The sequence below is a fragment of the Streptomyces sp. NPDC048255 genome (genome assembly GCF_040652415.1).
GTDB lineage: Bacteria > Actinomycetota > Actinomycetes > Streptomycetales > Streptomycetaceae > Streptomyces.
Genome location: NZ_JBEZMA010000010.1, coordinates 23,917 through 40,680 on the forward strand (window position 1 = coordinate 23,917; position 16,764 = coordinate 40,680).

General features: G+C 73.6%; 9 protein-coding genes. 4 read left to right on the forward strand and 5 right to left on the reverse strand.

What is annotated here, in order from left to right:
• Nucleotides 1-229: 229 nt before the first annotated feature.
• From AB0D94_RS11310 to AB0D94_RS11320, 3 genes are read left to right on the forward strand one after another with little or no spacing between them, the layout of a single operon-like run.
• Entirely contained in the window at nt 230-7,654 is a 7,425-nt protein-coding gene (locus AB0D94_RS11310) for an amino acid adenylation domain-containing protein (RefSeq protein WP_362049199.1), read from the forward strand.
• Nucleotides 7,655-7,662: 8 nt separating this feature from the next.
• The gene (locus AB0D94_RS11315; RefSeq protein WP_362049202.1) at nt 7,663-8,913 is read left to right on the forward strand and encodes an FAD-dependent monooxygenase; all 1,251 of its coding nucleotides are present in this window, start codon (nt 7,663-7,665) and stop codon (nt 8,911-8,913) included.
• Nucleotides 8,897-9,778 (forward strand): SDR family NAD(P)-dependent oxidoreductase, encoded by an 882-nt coding sequence (locus tag AB0D94_RS11320; RefSeq protein WP_362049205.1) that lies wholly within the window; start codon nt 8,897-8,899, stop codon nt 9,776-9,778. Before AB0D94_RS11315 ends, AB0D94_RS11320 begins: the two co-directional genes overlap by 17 nt.
• Before the next feature lie 39 nt (nt 9,779-9,817).
• On the opposite strand, the gene AB0D94_RS11325 is transcribed toward AB0D94_RS11320, so the two are convergent.
• From AB0D94_RS11325 to AB0D94_RS11345, 5 genes are all read right to left on the reverse strand, one after another.
• Nucleotides 9,818-11,098: a LuxR C-terminal-related transcriptional regulator gene (locus AB0D94_RS11325; protein ID WP_362049208.1), complete on the reverse strand. Its 1,281-nt coding sequence runs from the start codon at nt 11,096-11,098 to the stop codon at nt 9,818-9,820.
• A gap of 14 nt (nt 11,099-11,112) precedes the next feature.
• Nucleotides 11,113-12,855, reverse strand: coding sequence for a phenylacetic acid degradation protein PaaN (gene paaN / locus AB0D94_RS11330; RefSeq protein ID WP_362049211.1), 1,743 nt, complete (start codon nt 12,853-12,855; stop codon nt 11,113-11,115).
• 227 nt (nt 12,856-13,082) lie between these two features.
• Entirely contained in the window at nt 13,083-13,706 is a 624-nt protein-coding gene (locus AB0D94_RS11335; RefSeq protein ID WP_362049214.1) for a TetR family transcriptional regulator, read from the reverse strand.
• A complete protein-coding gene (locus AB0D94_RS11340; RefSeq protein ID WP_362049217.1) occupies nt 13,703-14,971 on the reverse strand; it encodes an MFS transporter in 1,269 nt (422 codons plus the stop codon). Before AB0D94_RS11340 ends, AB0D94_RS11335 begins: the two co-directional genes overlap by 4 nt.
• Nucleotides 14,972-15,148: 177 nt before the next feature.
• The gene (locus AB0D94_RS11345) at nt 15,149-15,889 is read right to left on the reverse strand and encodes a PP2C family serine/threonine-protein phosphatase (protein ID WP_362049220.1); all 741 of its coding nucleotides are present in this window, start codon (nt 15,887-15,889) and stop codon (nt 15,149-15,151) included.
• Nucleotides 15,890-16,084: 195 nt separating this feature from the next.
• On the opposite strand from AB0D94_RS11345, the gene AB0D94_RS11350 reads away from it, so the two are divergent.
• Complete coding sequence (locus AB0D94_RS11350) at nt 16,085-16,747, forward strand: HAD-IA family hydrolase (protein WP_362049223.1); 663 nt, start codon at nt 16,085-16,087, stop codon at nt 16,745-16,747.
• The last annotated feature ends 17 nt before the right edge of the window (nt 16,748-16,764 follow it).

Genomic DNA, 16,764 nt, shown 5'->3' on the forward strand with positions numbered 1-16,764 from the left:
TCGCACGGGCACCCCGGGTCAATGGACCGGACGGTGAAACCGGAGCGTGCGAACGATCAGCCCCCCTTCCCGCGGGGTCGATATCCCGGCCAAACACGCGCTACTCAAACGAGTAGTCGGGCCACTCGTTCCGGTAGTGGATCTTCAAGTAGTGCCCTGCCTACGATTTCGGAGGAATTCGATTGCGGATTTTCATTTGGCCGACAAGATCCGAAAGTGAGGAAAAGCTGTGGCTGTCCGCCGCACCCTCCCACTCACCTCCTACCAGCGTGACATCTGGGCCGCCGAGTCCCGGACCCCGAACGACCCGCAGTTCAACGTGGTCCTCCACGAACGGCTGTCCGGGGAAATCGACCTGCCGGCCCTGCGGGCGGCAACAGCGCACGTACTGCGCGCCAGTGATGCATTCTCGCTCCGCTTCGGCGAGCGGGACGGAATTCCTTTTCAATGGTTCGCGGATTGCTCCCGCGCGGGCGACGAGGAATGGGTGGGCGAATTCGACCTGTCCGGGGAGAAGGATCCCGAGGCCGCGGTCGAGCAGCTGAAGGAACGTTCTCTCGCCCAGCCCTTCGACCTGAGGGCCGGTGTCCCGCCCTTCTCGGCCGCCGTGGTCCGCGAGGGCGGCGCCGTGGTCCACCTGCACATCAACGCCCACCACATCGTCGCCGACGCCTGGGCGCTGAACCGGATCAGCCTCCGGATCTGGGCGCGCTACGCGGAGCTCACCGGCGCCGCAGCCCCCCGCGCGGCCGACGGGGCCGACGCAGCCGACGGCGCCGACACGAGCAGCACGAGCAGCACAAGCAGCATCAGCGGTACGAGCAGCACGAGCGACGGCCTCGGCGACGCCACGCCGTCCTACGCCGACTTCGCCGAGGCCGACGCCCGCTACGCCGGTTCCGCCGAGCAGGAGGCCGACCGCGCCTTCCACCGCGCGGCCCTGGACGGCGTGACGCCCGCGCTGTTCCCGCGTTCGCCGGACCGGCTGCCCCGGGGCGGCGCCGAGCGGCGCGGACGGCACGGCTTCACCGTCGACGGGGACCTCGTCGCCCGCATCCGTAAGGGAGGCAGCTCCCCGTTCGCCTTCCTCGCCGCCGCGTTCGCCTCCTACTTCGCCCGGGTGCACCGGACCGAGGAGATCGTCCTCGGCGTCCCGTTCCTCAACCGCCGCACGGAGCGCGAGCTGGCCACCGTCGGCCAGTTCGCCAACAGCCTGCCGCTGCGCGTCCGCGTCGGCGTCGGCGTCGGCGAGGAGGCCTCGCTGAAGGAGCTCGCCGCCGGGATCCGCGCGGACGCGGACGCCCTGCGCGGACACGAGCGGCTGGCCCTGGGCGACGTACTGCGCGAGGCGCCCGCCGTCCCCGGCGAGCGCCGGCTCTTCGACATCACCCTTTCCTACCTTCGCTTCCCCCGGCCCCCGGCTCCCGACGGCGTCGTCCACGAGACCGTCATCGCCGCTCCCGTCCACCACCAGGACGCCCTGTCCGTGATGGTGCACGCCTTCGAGGACGACGGCCCGCTGCGCGTCGACCTCGACTACGCCGTCGACGTCTTCGACGAGGACCTCCCCATCGAGGCCGTGGCCGCGCACCTCGGCCGCCTCCTGCGGGCGGCCGTCGAGGAGCCCGGACGGCCCGCGTCCACCCTGCCCGTCCTCGACGCCGGGGAGCGCGAGCGGCTGACCGAGCGGGACCAGGGAGCCGTCGTGCCCTACCGGGACGACATGACCCTGCACGGCCTCTTCGAGGAGCAGGCCGCCCGCACCCCGGAACGGATCGCCGTCGTCGACGCCGCGGACCCGGACGCTGCGCTCACCTTCGCCGGGCTCGACGCCCGGGCCGAGCGGGTCGCCCGCGCCCTGCGGGCCCGCGGGATCGCCACCGGCGACCGTGTGGCCGTCCTCCTGGAGCGCGGCCCGCACACCCTGCCCGCCCTGCTCGGCGTGCTCAAGTCCGGCGCCGCGTACGTGCCGGTCGACCCCGGCTACCCGGCCGACCGGATCGCCTTCCTGCTGTCCGACAGCCGGGCGGGCGCCGTCCTCACCGGTCCGGGCTCGCCGGAGCCGCGGACCGCCGCCGGGGTCCCCGTCCTGCGCGTGGACGAAATACCCGACGACACGGCCGGTGTGCCGGCCGACACGGTGCCGGCCGGGGCGGGCGCCGGGCCGCGCGACGTCGCGTACGTCATCTACACCTCGGGATCCACCGGCACCCCCAAGGGGGTCATGGTCGAGCACCACTCCGTCGTCAACCGGCTGGCCTGGATGCAGTCCCGGTACCCGATCGGCGCCGGGGACGTGCTCCTCCAGAAGACTCCCGTCTCCTTCGACGTGTCCGTGTGGGAGCTGTTCTGGTGGGCCGTCGAGGGTGCCTCGCTGGCGCTGCTCGCGCCCGGCGGCGAACGCGATCCCCGCACCCTCCTCGCCACGATCGCCGCACGCGGGGTCACGACGGCGCACTTCGTGCCCTCCATGCTGGGCCCGTTCCTGGACCTGCTGGAGGACCACCCCGCGCTGCGGGCCGACGCGGCGAGCCTGCGGCAGGTGTTCTGCAGCGGCGAGGCCCTCTCCCCGGCCCGGGTCGAGCAGTTCCACCGCGTCTTCGCCGGTGACGGGCCGCGCCTGGTCAACCTGTACGGTCCGACCGAGGCCACCGTCGACGTCTCGTACCACGACTGCGCCCCCGTACCCGGCGAGCCGGTGCGGCGCGTGCCCATCGGCCGGCCCGTCGACAACACCCGGCTGTACGTGCTCGACGCGCACGGCGAGCCGCAGCCCGTGGGCCTGCCCGGTGAACTGTGCATCGGCGGCGTCCAGGTGGCCCGCGGCTACTTCGAACGCCCCGAGCTGACGGCCGAGAAGTTCACGGACGACCCCTTCGTCCCGGGCGGACGCATGTACCGTACGGGCGACCTGGCGCGCCGCCTCGCCGACGGCTCCCTCGAATACCTCGGCCGGATCGACGGCCAGGTCAAGATCCGCGGGAACCGCGTCGAGCTCGGCGAGGTCGCCGCGGCCCTCGCCGCCGTCCCCGGGGTGCGCGACGCCCTCGCCGTGGACCGGAACAGCGCCACCCGGGGCACCCACCTCGCGGCCTACTACGTCGCCGACGAGGAGCTCGACCCGCTCCGGCTGCGCGCCGAACTCGCCCGCACACTGCCCGAGTTCATGCTCCCCGCGTACTTCGTGCGGATCGCCGCCGTGCCGCTGACGCCCAACGGCAAGGCGGACCGCCGGGCGCTGCCCGAACCGGCCGCGCCCGATGTGCCCACCACGGCGTACACGGCTCCGCGCACGGCCGTCGAGGCGGCGCTCGCGGAGGTGTGGGCCGAGGTGCTCGACGTCGAGCAGGTGGGTGTCCACGACGACTACTTCGCCCTCGGCGGCGACTCGATCCTGATGCTGCGCGTCCTGGTACAGGCGCACAAGCGGGGGCTCACCTTCGATCTGAGCGACCTGATGCGCAGGCCCACCGTCGCGGCCCTGGCCGCCGTGACCCGGAGCGACGCGGACGCGGGTGGATCCGCCCCGGACCTGGCCCCGTTCGCGCTCGTCGCCGGTGTGGACCGGGCCCGTCTGGAGGGCCGGGCCGACGCCTACCCCGTCAGCCGCCTCCAGCTGGGTCTGCTCTACCACAGCCGGGCCGAGCAGGATTCGGCCGTCTACCGCGACGTGTTCCAGTACAGCCTCGCCGTGGACTGGGACGCGGAGCTCTTCACGGGCGCGTTCGACCGGCTCGTGGCCCGCCACCCCGTCCTGCGGTCCTCCTTCGACCTCGGCGGGTTCTCCGAGCCCCTCCAGATCGTGGACACCACGGTCGAGCGTGCCCTGGACGTCGCCGACCTGCGCGGGCTGCCGCCGGCCGCCGCCCAGAGCGAGATCACCGCTCACATCGAAGAGCGCCGCTTCTGGCCGTACGAGTTCGAGCGTCCCCCGCTCTACCACCTGCGGGTCCACGCACTGCCCGGGACGGTGGAGCTGGTCCTCAGCTTCCACCACGCCCTCCTCGACGGCGGAAGCGTCGCGAACCTCGTCCGCGAACTCCTCCAGGACTACGCGCACACGCTCGGCCAGGACATCGGGCCCGTCCCTGAGCTCGACCTCCCCTCGGCCGCGCACCACATCGTCGCCGAACGGCGCGCCCTGGAATCCCCGCGGACCAGGGACTACTGGCGCCGCACCCTGGCGGGCGCCAAGCTGCTCCAGCTCGACGCCTTCCGCCCGCACACGGCGCCCGGCGGCGAGGAGCTGATCACCCGGCGCGTCGACCTGTCCGCCGGACTCGTCGGCGCGGTACGGGAGTTCTCCCGCGCCCACACCCTGCCGGTGAAGTCCGTCCTGTTCGCGGCGCACCTGCTCACGCTGCGCCTGTTCTCCGGCAGCGACGACGTGACCACCGGCCTGGTCACCCACGGCCGGCCCGCGCGGGAGGACGCCGAACGCATCGCCGGCCTCTTCCTCAACACCATGCCGGTCCGGCTCGACACGGCCGCCGCGGACAGCTGGCTGTCCGTCGTCCGCGAAGCCTTCCGCGCCGAGCAGGACAGCCACCCGCACCGCCGCTACCCGCTCAGTGCCATCCAGGAGGACCTCGGCACCACGGTCCTCGACACCGCCTTCAACTACATCCACTTCCGCCAGCTCGCCGCCGTCTTCGGCCTGCCGGGCGTGCGTTCGCTGGACTTCCGTACCTGGGAGGAGACCAACTTCTCGCTCCTGGTCAACGCCGTCACCGAACCGGCCGACGACCGCATCTGGCTGCGGATGGACTACCAGGGGCGCCTCTTCACCCCCGAGCAGGCCGACCTGTACACCCGGCGCTTCACCGACATCCTGCGCCGGGTCGTGGAACACCCCTCGGAGCGGGCCGACTTCGCCTTCCTCACCGAGGCCGGCGCACGGGTACCGGCGCGCCCGGCCGCCGCGCACGCCCCCGACGTCGTACGCGCCTTCGAGGCGCAGGCCGCCCGGACCCCGGAGGCCACCGCCCTCGTCTTCCGCGACCGGCGGCTGAGCTACGCCGAGCTGGACGCCCGGGCCGGCCGCGTCGCGCGCCGGCTGCTGGCCCTCGGAGCGGCCCCCGGTGACCGGATCGGCATCGCCATGGACCGCTCCCCCGAGACCGTCGCCGTGATCCTCGGCGTCCTCAAGGCGGGCGGCGCCACCGTGCCCCTCGACACCGGCTACCCGCGCGAGCGGATCGCCTCCATGCTGGAGCAGGCCCGGCCGTTCCGCGTGGTCGCCCACCGCGCGTACGCCGAGCAGCTCGACGGCACCTCCCCGGTGCTGGCCGCCGAGGAACTGTTCCCGGAGACCGCGGAGACCTCCGAAGCCGGCGGGACGGGCGGGGCGGACGGGGCGGACGGGGCGGACGGACCCGCCACGGGCACGGCGGCGGACCGTAGGGCCACAGCCGGCCCGGACGACGACGCGCTGCCCGTGATCGACCCGGACTCCATCGCCTACCTGCTCTTCACCTCCGGATCCACCGGCCTGCCCAAGGGCGTCGAGATGCCCCACCGCTCGCTCGCCAACCTCGTCGCCTGGCAGAACTCGATCCCCAGCGGCGTGGTGGGCGGCACCACCGTCCAGTACGCGCCCCTGAGCTTCGACGTCTCCTTCCAGGAGATCTTCTCCACGCTCTGCGGCGGCGGCACCCTGCTCCTGGTGTCCGAGGGCGAGCGCCGAGACATGCCGGGCCTGCTGCGCCTGCTGGACCGCGAGGGCGCCGAGCGCCTGTACCTCCCGTACGTGGCCCTCCAGCAGTTCGCGGAGACCGCCCTGGCGCTGGACACCGTCCCCCGCGCACTGCGGGCGCTGCTCTCCTCGGGCGAGCAGCTGCGGGTGACGGACGAGATACGCGCCCTGTGCCAGGCCCTGCCCGGGGTCATCCTGGAGAACCAGTACGGGCCCACCGAGTCGCATGTCGTCACCAGCCACACCATGACCGGCGATCCGCTGCGCTTCCCCGCGCTGCCGCCGATCGGCGTGCCCATCGACGGCGCGGAGGTGCTGGTCCTGGATGCGCGGATGCGGCCCGTGCCCCCCGGCGTCAAGGGCGAGATCCACCTGGGCGGCATCTGCCTGGCCCGCGGGTACGCGGGGCAGCCGGAGCTCACCGCGGAGCGGTTCGTGCCCCGTCCCGGCGGGGCACCCGACGAGCGTCTGTACCGGACCGGCGACCTCGGCCTGGTCCTGCCCGACGGCTCCGTGGTGTGCCTGGGACGCTCCGACGCGCAGGTCAAGGTGCGGGGGTTCCGCGTCGAGCCGGCCGAGGTCGAACTCGCCATCACCCGCTTCGCGGCCGATCACCCCGGCCTGACCGGGGCGGCCGTCGTGGCCCGCCGCCGCGAGGGCAACGACTCCTTCCTCGCCGCGTTCCTGACGGGCGACCCGCAGCGGGCCGACCTGGAACAGCTGATGAAGCAGCTGCGTTCGGCGCTGCCCGACTACATGGTGCCCTCGCACGTCCAGTGGCTCCCGGAGCTGCCGCTCACCCCCAGCGGCAAGCGCGACGACAAGGCGCTGCGCGAGATGCGGCTGACGGCCTCGGTGTCCGCCGACGCCACCGCCCCGCGCGACGCGTACGAGCGCGTCCTGGCCGACATGCTCGGCGAGCTGCTCCAGCTGCCCGAGGTCAGCGTGCACGACAACATCTTCGACCTGGGGGGCACTTCACTGACCGCGATGCGCCTCGTGGTCAGGATCGAGCAGCGCTTCGGCATCGGTGTCCCGCTGTCCGAGTTCATCTCCGCGCCGACGGTGGCGGAGCTGGCGGCCCGGCTGCGTGCCGGAGGGGCGGTGGCGGCCTTCGATCCGCTCGTGCCCATCCGGGACCAGGGCGACCGGCCCCCGCTGTTCTTCGTCCACCCCATGGGCGGCAACGTCCTGTGCTACGTCCGGTTCGCCAAGTACCTGCCGCAGGACCGGCCGTTCTACGCCTTCCAGGCCGCCGGTGTGGCCCCGGGCAGCGATCCGCTGCGCAGCGTGGAGGAGATCGCCGCGAGCTACGTGGCGCGGATGCGCGAGGTGCAGCCGAGCGGCCCGTACCTGATCGGCGGCTGGTCCTTCGGGGGCTTCGTGGCCTTCGAGATCGCCCGGCAGCTGCGGGCGGCGGGCGAGGAGGTCGGCAAGCTGATCCTGCTGGACACCACGGCCCTCAATCCGGGGCGCCGGCTGCGCACCCACGACGACGCACTGCTGGGCTGGTTCTTCTGGGAGCTGCTGTGGCTGCGGCGCGGCGGCGACTCACCGCTGGAGCTGATCCCGTCCCGGCTGCGGACCCTGGACGAGAAGTTCGACTTCATCGCCCGGCTCGCGGCGGACGAGGGGGTGCTCCCGGCGGGCAGCACCGGGGTCCTCGTACGGCGGCTGTTCGACGTGTACGAGGCGAACTGGCGCGGGGCGTTCGCGTACCGGCCCGAGGTGGTGGACCAGGACATGGTCCTCATCCACGCCTCGGAGCCGCTGCCCGAGGTCCTGGACTCCATGCACACGGCCATCGACTCGATGCACCGGGATCCGGCGAACGGCTGGCGCGAGCGCACCAGCGGCGAGCTCACGGTCCTCGACGTACCGGGCGACCATCTGACGATCATGGAGGAACCGCACATCGAACACGTGGTCCGGGTCGTCACCGAACTGATCGGGAAGTGAGGGCGGACATGAAGGCGATCGTGATCGGGGCCGGTATCGGGGGCCTCGCGGCCGGCGCCGCGCTGCGCAGGGCGGGGCTGGACGTCGAGATCCACGAACGGGCCACGGAGCTGCGGGCGGCGGGTTCGGGGCTTTCGGTGATGAGCAACGCCATCGCGGCCCTGGACTCCATCGGCCTGGACCTGGGGCTGGAGAAGCGGGGCCAGGTGCTGGAGTCGTACCACGTGCGCACCGCGCGGGGGCGGCTGATCAGGGAGTTCCCCTTCCCGTCGATCATCGCCCGGCTGGGGGTGCCCAGCGTGCTGATCACCCGGTCCGAGCTCCAGCAGGCGCTCCTCGCCGCCGCGGACGGCATCCCGCTGCGGCTCGGGGCCGCCGCCCGCGAGATCGCGGTGGACGAGCGGACCCAGCAGGTGTGGGTGGGGTTCGAGGACGGCACCGAGGCACACGGTGACGTGCTGATCGGGGCCGACGGCTTCGGTTCGGCGGTCCGGCGGCAGTTGGTGGGCGGCCCGGAGGAGTCGCGGGACAGCGGTTACATCTGCTGGCTCGCGCTGACCCCCTTCAGCCACCCGCGGTTCACGCCGGGCTCCGTGACGCACTACTGGGGCAGCGGCCGGCGTTTCGGCATGGTCGACATGGGCAACGGGCTCCTCTACTGGTGGGGCACCAAGAACATGCCCGCCCACGAGTCCGCCGACTGGCGGGGCGGCAAGGAGGGGGTGGCCGCGGCCTTCGCGGGCTGGGCCGAGGAGGTGGGGCAGGCCATCGACGTCACCCCGCCCGAGGCGATCCTGGCGGTGCCCTCCCGGGACCGCGTGTTCCTCGAACGCTGGGGCAGGGGGCCCGTGACCCTGCTCGGCGACGCGGCCCACCCCATGCTGACCAGCCTGGGCCAGGGCTCCGGGATGGCGCTGGAGGACGCCGCCGTCCTCGCCCGGCACCTGGGCGACGCCACCGACGTGCCGCGGACACTGCGCCGCTACGAGGACGAACGGCGCGAGCGGACACGGGGCATGGTCGCCGCCTCGCGTTCGATCAGCGAGTTCGAGCAGTCCGAGAACCCGGTGCGGCGGCCCGTGCGCGACGCGTACTTCCGCTTCATGCCCGAGCGCAAGCTCGTGGCGACGCTGGAGGGGGCGCTGTCCTTCCCCGGCGCCGGCCGCCGCACCGCGCCCTTCCCTGCCCCCGTCCCTGCCCCTGCCCCTGCCCCTGCCCCTGCCACCGTGGAGGAGAGCGGCCATGCCCGCACCCAGTAGGAAGCCCCTCGCGCCCCACGGGCGTGCCGTCCTGATCACCGGGGCCTCCAGCGGCCTGGGCCGGGCCTGCGCGCTGCACCTGGACCGGGTGGGCTTCCGGGTCTTCGCCGGAGTGCGTGACGAGGGCGCCGGCAAGGAGCTGGAGGAGGCCTCCCCGGACGGCCTGTTGAGGGCCGTACGGGTCGATGTCACCGATGCCGGGCAGATCCGCGAGGCCGCCGCCCGCATCGACCGGGACACCGGCGGGCAGGGCCTGTGGGGCCTGGTCAACAACGCGGGGGTGTGCGTGCCGGCCCCGCTGGAGTGCGTGACGCCCGAGCGGCTGCGCTGGCAGTTCGACACCAACGTGGTGGGCCAGCTCGCCGTCACCCAGGCCTTCCTCCCGCAGCTGCGCAGGACGCAGGGCCGCCTGGTCAACGTCACCTCGGGCCTGGGGACGGTGGCCCTGCCGTACCTCGGCGCGTACGCGTCTGCCCAGTTCGCCAAGGAGGCGCTGAGCGACGTACTGCGCCGGGAGCTGCGGGAGTTCGGGGTCGCGGTGAGCGTGGTCCAGCCGGGAGCCGTCCTGACGCCGATCTGGGACAAGGTCACCGGGCTGGGCCGGGAGGCGCTGGACGGCATGCCCGGGGAGCTGGCCGAGCTCTACCGCATCCGGTTCAACCGCTTCCTGTACGAGAGCGAGCAGGCGGCCCGGGCCAGCCGGACCACCCCGGCAGTGACGGCCGACAGCGTGCGCCGAGCGCTGACCGACGCCCGGCCCAGGACCCGCTACCGGGTCGGGACGGACGTGAAACGGCTGGTGGCCCTGGCGAGGCTGCTGCCGGACAACGCACTGGACCGCTACCTGCGGCCGGCCGCAGGCTGAGCCCGGCCGCCCGGAGGACCCGGGCGGGCGGGCTGGTCCTCACCCCGTGAGCCGTGGAGCGGCCTCCCGCTGCCGCTCCACGGCCCGCAGCAGGTCGATGCGCGAGCGGACGCCGTAGCTGTGGAACAGCTTGCGCAGGTGGTAGTTGACGGTGTGCGGGGAGACCTCCAGCCTGTGGGCGATCTGCTGGTTGGTCAGCCCCTCCGCCACGAGCCGGACGACGGCGCTCTGCCGGTCGTTCAGCGGCACGCTCCCGGGCCGGCTCTGGTACCCGGGTCCGGGCCCGCCCCCGGGTGCGGCGGTGCGCGCCGCCGGCACCCGGGGCCGGCGCGCCTCCTGGGCTTCCCGCAGCAGCGCCCGCTTGAGGGAGGCGGGCACCGAGCCCGCGATGAGGCGGCGCAGCAGTTCGCTGCGGAAGACCGTCCGTACGCCGTCGCTGTGCACGGCGCCCGTCGCGACGGCCTCGTCCATCAGCTGGACCATCCCCGAGGGGGAGGTGCGCAGCATCGGCGCCAGCACCTCGTACTCCAGTTCCCGCCCGAGGACGGCGGCCATGCGCAGCAGTTGGCGGCAGTCGGGCGAGAAGGTCTCCATCGTGGCGGCGACCTCCGCCCGCACCCTCTGCGGGAGCCCTCGGCCGGCGAGGTGCGCCTCGCCGTCGGCGATGCGCAGGCCCTGCTCCTCGCGCAGTCCGGTCAGGAGGGCGACGATCAGCCGGGGAAGTCCCTCGGCCTGGTCGACGAGTTCGATGAGGGAGGGCGCGGCGGGCACGCCGAGCACGTCGGCCGCGAGCAGGGCCGACGCGGCGGGCGCCAGCGGGGAGAGGGTCAGCCGGTCGCGGCGGCCGGTGGGCGTGGCGAGCACCGCGCCGATGGACTCGGGGCCCTTGCCGCTGCGGTGGGCGACCACCGAGACCGCGTGGTGGCCGTGCAGGCCGGCCCGCCTGGCCAGCAGGGTCTCCAGGGCTTCCGCGCCGAGCCGGTCGGCCTCGTCGATCAGGAGCAGCAGCGGCGGGCCGGTGTGCGCCCGGCCGAGGCCCAGGCCGGAGCGCAGTCCGTGCCGGGTGAACGGCCCGTGCTTGTACCGGGGGCGCGGGGAGTCGTCCCGTCGCCCGGTGGTCGGGCGGTCGGCCATCGCGTACCCCATCTCCTGTGCCATGGTCGCGCACGAGCGCAGCAGCCTCGTCTTGCCGGAGCCCGGCGGGCCCTCGATGACGAGCAGGGCGCTCCCTTCGGTGCAGCCGTGCACCAGGACGTCGCGGATGTGGGCGAGTTCGCGCTCGCGTCCTCGCAGCGGAAGGTCGAGTGAGGTGACGAACACGGACGACCTCCGGGTCACATGAAGCCGTCGGCGGCCTTGCGGCGCACGGCGACGGTGCGGAAGCGGTTCGCGACGAAGGCGGCGTCGCAGTAGCTGGCGTTTCCGGCCGGGTTGAGGCCGGTGCCGTGCAGGTCGGAGTAGACGGCGGACTGGGTGAGGTACCAGTCCCCGGTGAGGTTCAGCGAGAGCATGACCCCGCTGTCGGCGCACGCGTCCTCCAGGGCCCGTTCCACGTCCGGGGAGGTGGTGTACGCGCCGACGGAGAGGGCGCCGCTGTGGCGGACGGTACGGGCGATCAGTGCGACCCCGGCGCGGGCGGAGTCGACCGCTGCGACGAGGACGACGGGTCCCGGCCACTCGGCGGCGAGGGTCACCCGGTCCCGGTCGCGTGCGGCGTCGAGCCGGAGCAGTACGGGGGTGCGCACGACCGCGTCGGGGAAGTCGGGGTGGACCACGGCGCGGGTGTGGTGGGCGACGGTGCCCAGCCGGCCCGAGTCGGCGAACTCGACGCGTTCGCGCACGTGCGGGGCGTAGAGCGCGCCGAGTACGGCGGCCGCCGCGGCGTCGTCGGCGAGCAGCCGGTCCAGGGCCGCGCCGAGGTCGGCGAGGACCTCGTCGAAGGTCTTGTGGCCCTGGTCGGTGGCTATGCCGTCGCGGGGCACCAGGATGTTCTGCGGGCTGGTGCACAGCTGTCCGCTGTAGAGGGCGAGGCTGAAGGCCAGGTTGTCGAGCATGTCGCGGTAGTGCGGAGTGGACTCCACGAGGAGGCTGTTGACGGCCGAGGTGCTCGTGTACACCTGCGCCTGGGTCGCGTTGGCGGTGAGCCAGCCGCCGAAGGCGGTGGTGCCGGCGTAGTCGACGATGGCGACGTCGGGGTGTACGGCCAGCCGCTTCGCCAGGGCCTCGCCGGGCCGTTCGGGGGCGAGGGCGACGAGGTCCGGGGAGAAGCCGGCCTCGATCAGCACCTCGCGTGCGGTGCGGACGGTCAGCGCCAGGGGCAGTACGGCGCGCGGGTGCGGTTTGACCAGGACGGCGTTGCCGGTGGCCAGGGAGGCGAAGAGGCCGGGGTAGCCGTTCCAGGTGGGGAAGACGGAGCCGGCCACCAGCAGGGAGATGCCCCGGGGAACGGCGGAAAACGACTTGTCGAGCGCGAAGATCCGGCCATCGGCCAGTGGTTTGCGCCAGGTCAGCGCGGCGGGCAGCCGGGTCTGCTCGGCGTGGGCCTGCGCCACGGCCTCCAGCCCGCGGTCGAGTGCGTGGGCGGCGCCCGCGTGGAAGGCCATCACGGGGTTGTGGCCGCTGGTGTGCATGGCGGCCCGGGCCAGTTCGTGGCTGCGGGAGGCCAGCCTGGCGAGGATCTCCGCGCACACGGCCGCCCGCGCGTCGGGCCCGGCCGCGCGCCACGGCGGCATCGCCGCGCGCATCGCGGGCAGCAGGACGGCCGGGTCGCTGTGCGGGTAGGAGATGCCGAGCGGGAAGCCGTACGGGGAGACCTCGCCGCCGTCCTCGGCGGCGGGACCCACGGTTGCGTCCCGGCCGGGCTGGTCGAGGGCGAAGGGGCGGCCGAGGCGCTCCCGGAAGGCCCGCTCGCCCTCGGCGGCGCCCTGGTCCCCGTACGCGGCCGGATCTTCCGGGTAGGGGGACCAGTGCTCGCGGCTGCGCAGCACCTCGTGCGCCCTTGAAATCAACGGGAGATGCCGTTGTGTAAGTTCCGTTAACAAGGCTTGCTCCTTACTTGAACTGGCGTCATGGTACAAAAACGCGCCGAAGGGCGCGGCTCGATATGGAGAGCGAGGGGCGGGGACCGGCCATCGGGGCCGCGGGGCCACGGCGGGGTACGGCGGCGGCCCGCCGGGCTCGGGGCGCGGCAGCTGCCGCGCCGGGTCACCGCGGAACAGGACCGGGGCCGGGCCGGGACCGGGCAGACCGGGGCGGGCCGGAGCGGCGAACCGCTCGGCGCGCCGCCGTACCCCTCGCGGCGGCGTCAGAGCAGGACGGCCCGCAGGACCTCTTCGAACTCGTCCGCCGTGGGCGGGGTGTCGGTCAGCAGCGCCTGCATCAGCAGGCCGTCCATGACCCCGCTGAGGATCCGCAGGCGGACCGGGTCGTCCGTATGACATCGCCCGAACTCGGCGATCGCATCGAGCCAGTCCTGGGTGGGCCCGCGCAGCTCCGGGCGGCGGGCGGCGAGCAGGTACAGCTCGTACTCGGCGAGCAGGTGGTCCGGCCGGGCGACCACGGCCGACATCAGCTCGGCGAGCGCCCGCAGGCCCCCGGGGCCGCCGCCGGTGCCGTCCGTCAGCGCACGCATCCGCGCGGCGTCCTGGGCCATGCAGCGGGTGAGGGCGGCGGTGAGGAGGTCGTCGATGCTCTTGAAGTAGTACGCGGCGGCGGTCGGCGGCTGGCCGGCCTCGCGGGCCACGGCCCGGTGGCTCACCCCGGCCACGCCCTCGCGGGCGACGACCTGCACGGTGGCGTCGATCAGCTCCCGCTTGCGGCGCTCGCCCTTCAGGCGGCGGCCGTCCGTGGTCGGTTCACCCACCGTCTCGCCCACTGTCACTCCCGCCCTGCGCCCGACCGTCCGCTCCAGACCATACCCGCCGGTCACGAACGCACCTCGGTCGCCCGGGCCGCATCGGCGGTCCCGGCCGCCCCGGCGCCGGCGGGCGCCGCCTCCTGACGCCCGGCCAGCCGCCGGGTCAGCGGCCCCCGGGCGAACAGGGCCAGGAGCAGGGCGGTGGCGCCTGCCGCGATGGCGACGAAGAAGCCGCCGCGGGGCCCGAATTCGTCGACCATGTTCCCGGAGACGGCGGCGCCGAGCGCCACGCCCACGCTGAGTCCCGTGATGGCCCAGGTCATGCCCTCGGTCAGCTGCGCGGGCGGCACGCTCTTCTCGACCATGCCCATGACGACGATCATGGTGGGGGCGAAGAAGATGCCGGAGAAGAAGACGGCGACGGAGAGCGTCGCGATGTTGCCGACGAGGAGCAGCGGCAGGGTCGTCAGCGCCGTGCCCGTGGCCCCGAGCAGCAGCAGCCGGGGCAGCGGCACCTTGGTGTCGAGCGCGCCGAAGACCAGTCCGGCGAGCGCGGAGCCGACGGCGTAGACGGACAGCACGATGCCCGCGCTCGACGGCGCGCCCCGCTCCTCGGCGAAGGCGACGCTGACCACGTCCACGGTGCCGACGATGGCGCCGCCGGCCACGAGCAGCAGCGCGAGGATGCGTACGGAGCCGTTGCGGATCGCCGAGCCGCCGGCCGAGGCGACGTCGGCGGGGGCGTGCACGGGCGGTTCGGTGCGCTTCTGCGGTACGAACAGCAGGACGCCCACGGCCAGCAGGGCGACGGCGACCAGCGGTCCGGCCTCGGGGAACAGCGCGGTGGACAGGGCCACCGACAGCGCGGGCCCGACGACGAAGGTCATCTCGTCGACGACCGACTCCAGTGAGAAGGCGGTGTGCAGGCGCGGCGAGTCCCGGTACACGTGGGTCCAGCGGGCGCGCACCATCGCCGCCATGTTGGGCAGGGTCCCGGCGAGCGCGGCGAAGACGAACAGGCTCCACACGGGGGCGTCGTAGCGCGCGCAGAGCAGTAAGACGCCCATGGAGGCGACGCTGACCCCGGTCGCGGGGAGCAGCACCCTGCTCTGCCCCTTCCGGTCGACGATGCGGGAGATCTGCGGCCCGAAGAAGGCCGTGGAGAGGGTGAAGGTCGCGGACACGGCTCCGGCGAGCCCGTACTCGCCGCGCATCTGGCTGAGCATCGTGATGATGCCGATCGCGGTCATGGAGATCGGCATGCGCCCCACGAAACCGGCGGCCGAGAAGGCCACGGATCCGGGTGCGCGGAACAGCTCTCGGTAGACGTTGGCCACGTCAGGGCCCTTCCGTTCGGTCTGAACAACTTGAACGATCGCAAGACATTGAACGAGTGTTACATTTTCTACTGTAGGGCACGCCCGGAGGACCCTGTCAACGTCAAGAGGGAGGAAGCGCCGAGGACTTGCCCGCGACGTACGCCGTCGCCCGGGCGGCGACCGGGCGGCGCCCGGCTACTCGCCGATGCGCACCAGGGCGAGCGTGATGTTGTCGGGGCCGCCGGCCTCGATGGCGGCCTTCCACAGCTCGAAGGCGGCCTTGCCGTCGTCGTGCACCGCCAGCAGGCTGTCGATCGCCTCGTCGGGGACCGGGTCGGTCAGTCCGTCGCTGCACACGAGGTAGCGTCCGCCCACGGACAACTCCCGGGTGCTGACATGCGGCACGACGGGGCTGAACCCCCGGGTTCCGCCGAGCGTCTGGGTGACGACCGAGGTGGTGCGCCGTCCCGGCTCCGGCGGCGGGCTGTCGTCCACGCTCAGCTGGCGCAGGCCTTCCCACGTCACCTCGTACACCTTGCTGTCGCCGACGTTGAACGCCAGCAGCGACTCCGCCAGTACGAGGAGCCCCGCGACCGTGGTCCCCATGGTCGCGAGCTCGGGCCGGCCGTCGGCGGCCGCGTACAGCTCGCGATTGCACACGTCCAGTGCGTCACCGAGGGCCTCCGCGCCGTCCAGGGCGGCCCCGAGGGTGGAGATCCTGCGGACGACGAGCGCGCTGGCCACCTCGCCGCCCGGCTGCCCGCCGAGCCCGTCGGCGACGGCGACGACGAGCGGCCTGCCCAGGGGGAACACGAGGGTCTGCGGGTTCTGGGTCACGGTCGCGCACAGCGTCCACGGGCCGACGACGAGGCTGTCCTCGTTGTGCTCACGGATCAGCCCGACGTGGCTCAGGGCGGTCACAGCTATGTACGGCACCTCACCGACCCGCCTCTCCACAGCGGCAGGCGCATCCCTCACCACCATTGTCACGCCGCACGCGGCAGAGGGCAGCCGGTGGCCGCGGGGCCACGGGCGTCGCGCCCGCCGCCGCGGAGGCCCGATGCCTGAGCCCGATGCCTGAGCCCGGCACCTGAGCCCGGCGCCGGTGGGGCCTGCTGGCATGATCGGGACATGATCGACGAACCCGCACCCCGGCCTCGGACCGGCCCCCACCCGAAGTACGTCCTCTTCGACGTCGACGGCACGCTGATGGACGCGGTGGACAACCAGCGCCGGGTCTGGGGAGTGTGGGCGCGGCGCCACGGGCTGGACCCGGACGAGGTCTACGAGGTGGCACTGCGGACACGGCCGGTGGAGACCTTCGCCCACGTGCTGCCCGGCCGGGATCCGCAGGAGTGCCTCGCCGCGCTGCACGAGCTGGAGGACGAGGACGTCCGGTCCGGCAGCTACGCGGCGTTCGACGGCGCGTCCGAGCTGCTCGGCGCCCTGCCGTCGGGAGCCTGGGCGCTGGTGACCTCCAACTACGGGCACCGGGTGCGCGGACGCTTCGCCCGGACCGGCCTGCCGGTCCCGGAGGTCGTCGTGGACGCGGCCTCCATCACGGAGGGCAAGCCCTCCCCCGTCCCCTACCTGCTGGCCGCCGAACGGCTCGGCGCCGCGCCCGGTGACTGCCTGGTCGTCGAAGACGCCCCCGCCGGTGTGCGGTCAGGGCTGCGCGCCGGAATGACCGTATGGGGCGTCAACGCGCCCGTGGCGGTGGAGGGTGTGCACCGCCACTTCACGAGCCTGCGCGAGGCGGTCCCCGGCATCCTCGCCTTCGCGTCCGGCAGCTGAACCCGGCCTCGGGCCTG

Bases quoted from the DNA above. Each gene is read 5' to 3' on its own strand.
- AB0D94_RS11350 (WP_362049223.1), top strand. From the start codon at position 16,085: ATGATCGACGAACCCGCACCCCGGCCTCGGACCGGCCCCCACCCGAAG.
- AB0D94_RS11315 (WP_362049202.1), top strand. From the start codon at position 7,663: ATGAAGGCGATCGTGATCGGGGCCGGTATCGGGGGCCTCGCGGCCGGC.
- AB0D94_RS11320 (WP_362049205.1), top strand. From the start codon at position 8,897: ATGCCCGCACCCAGTAGGAAGCCCCTCGCGCCCCACGGGCGTGCCGTC.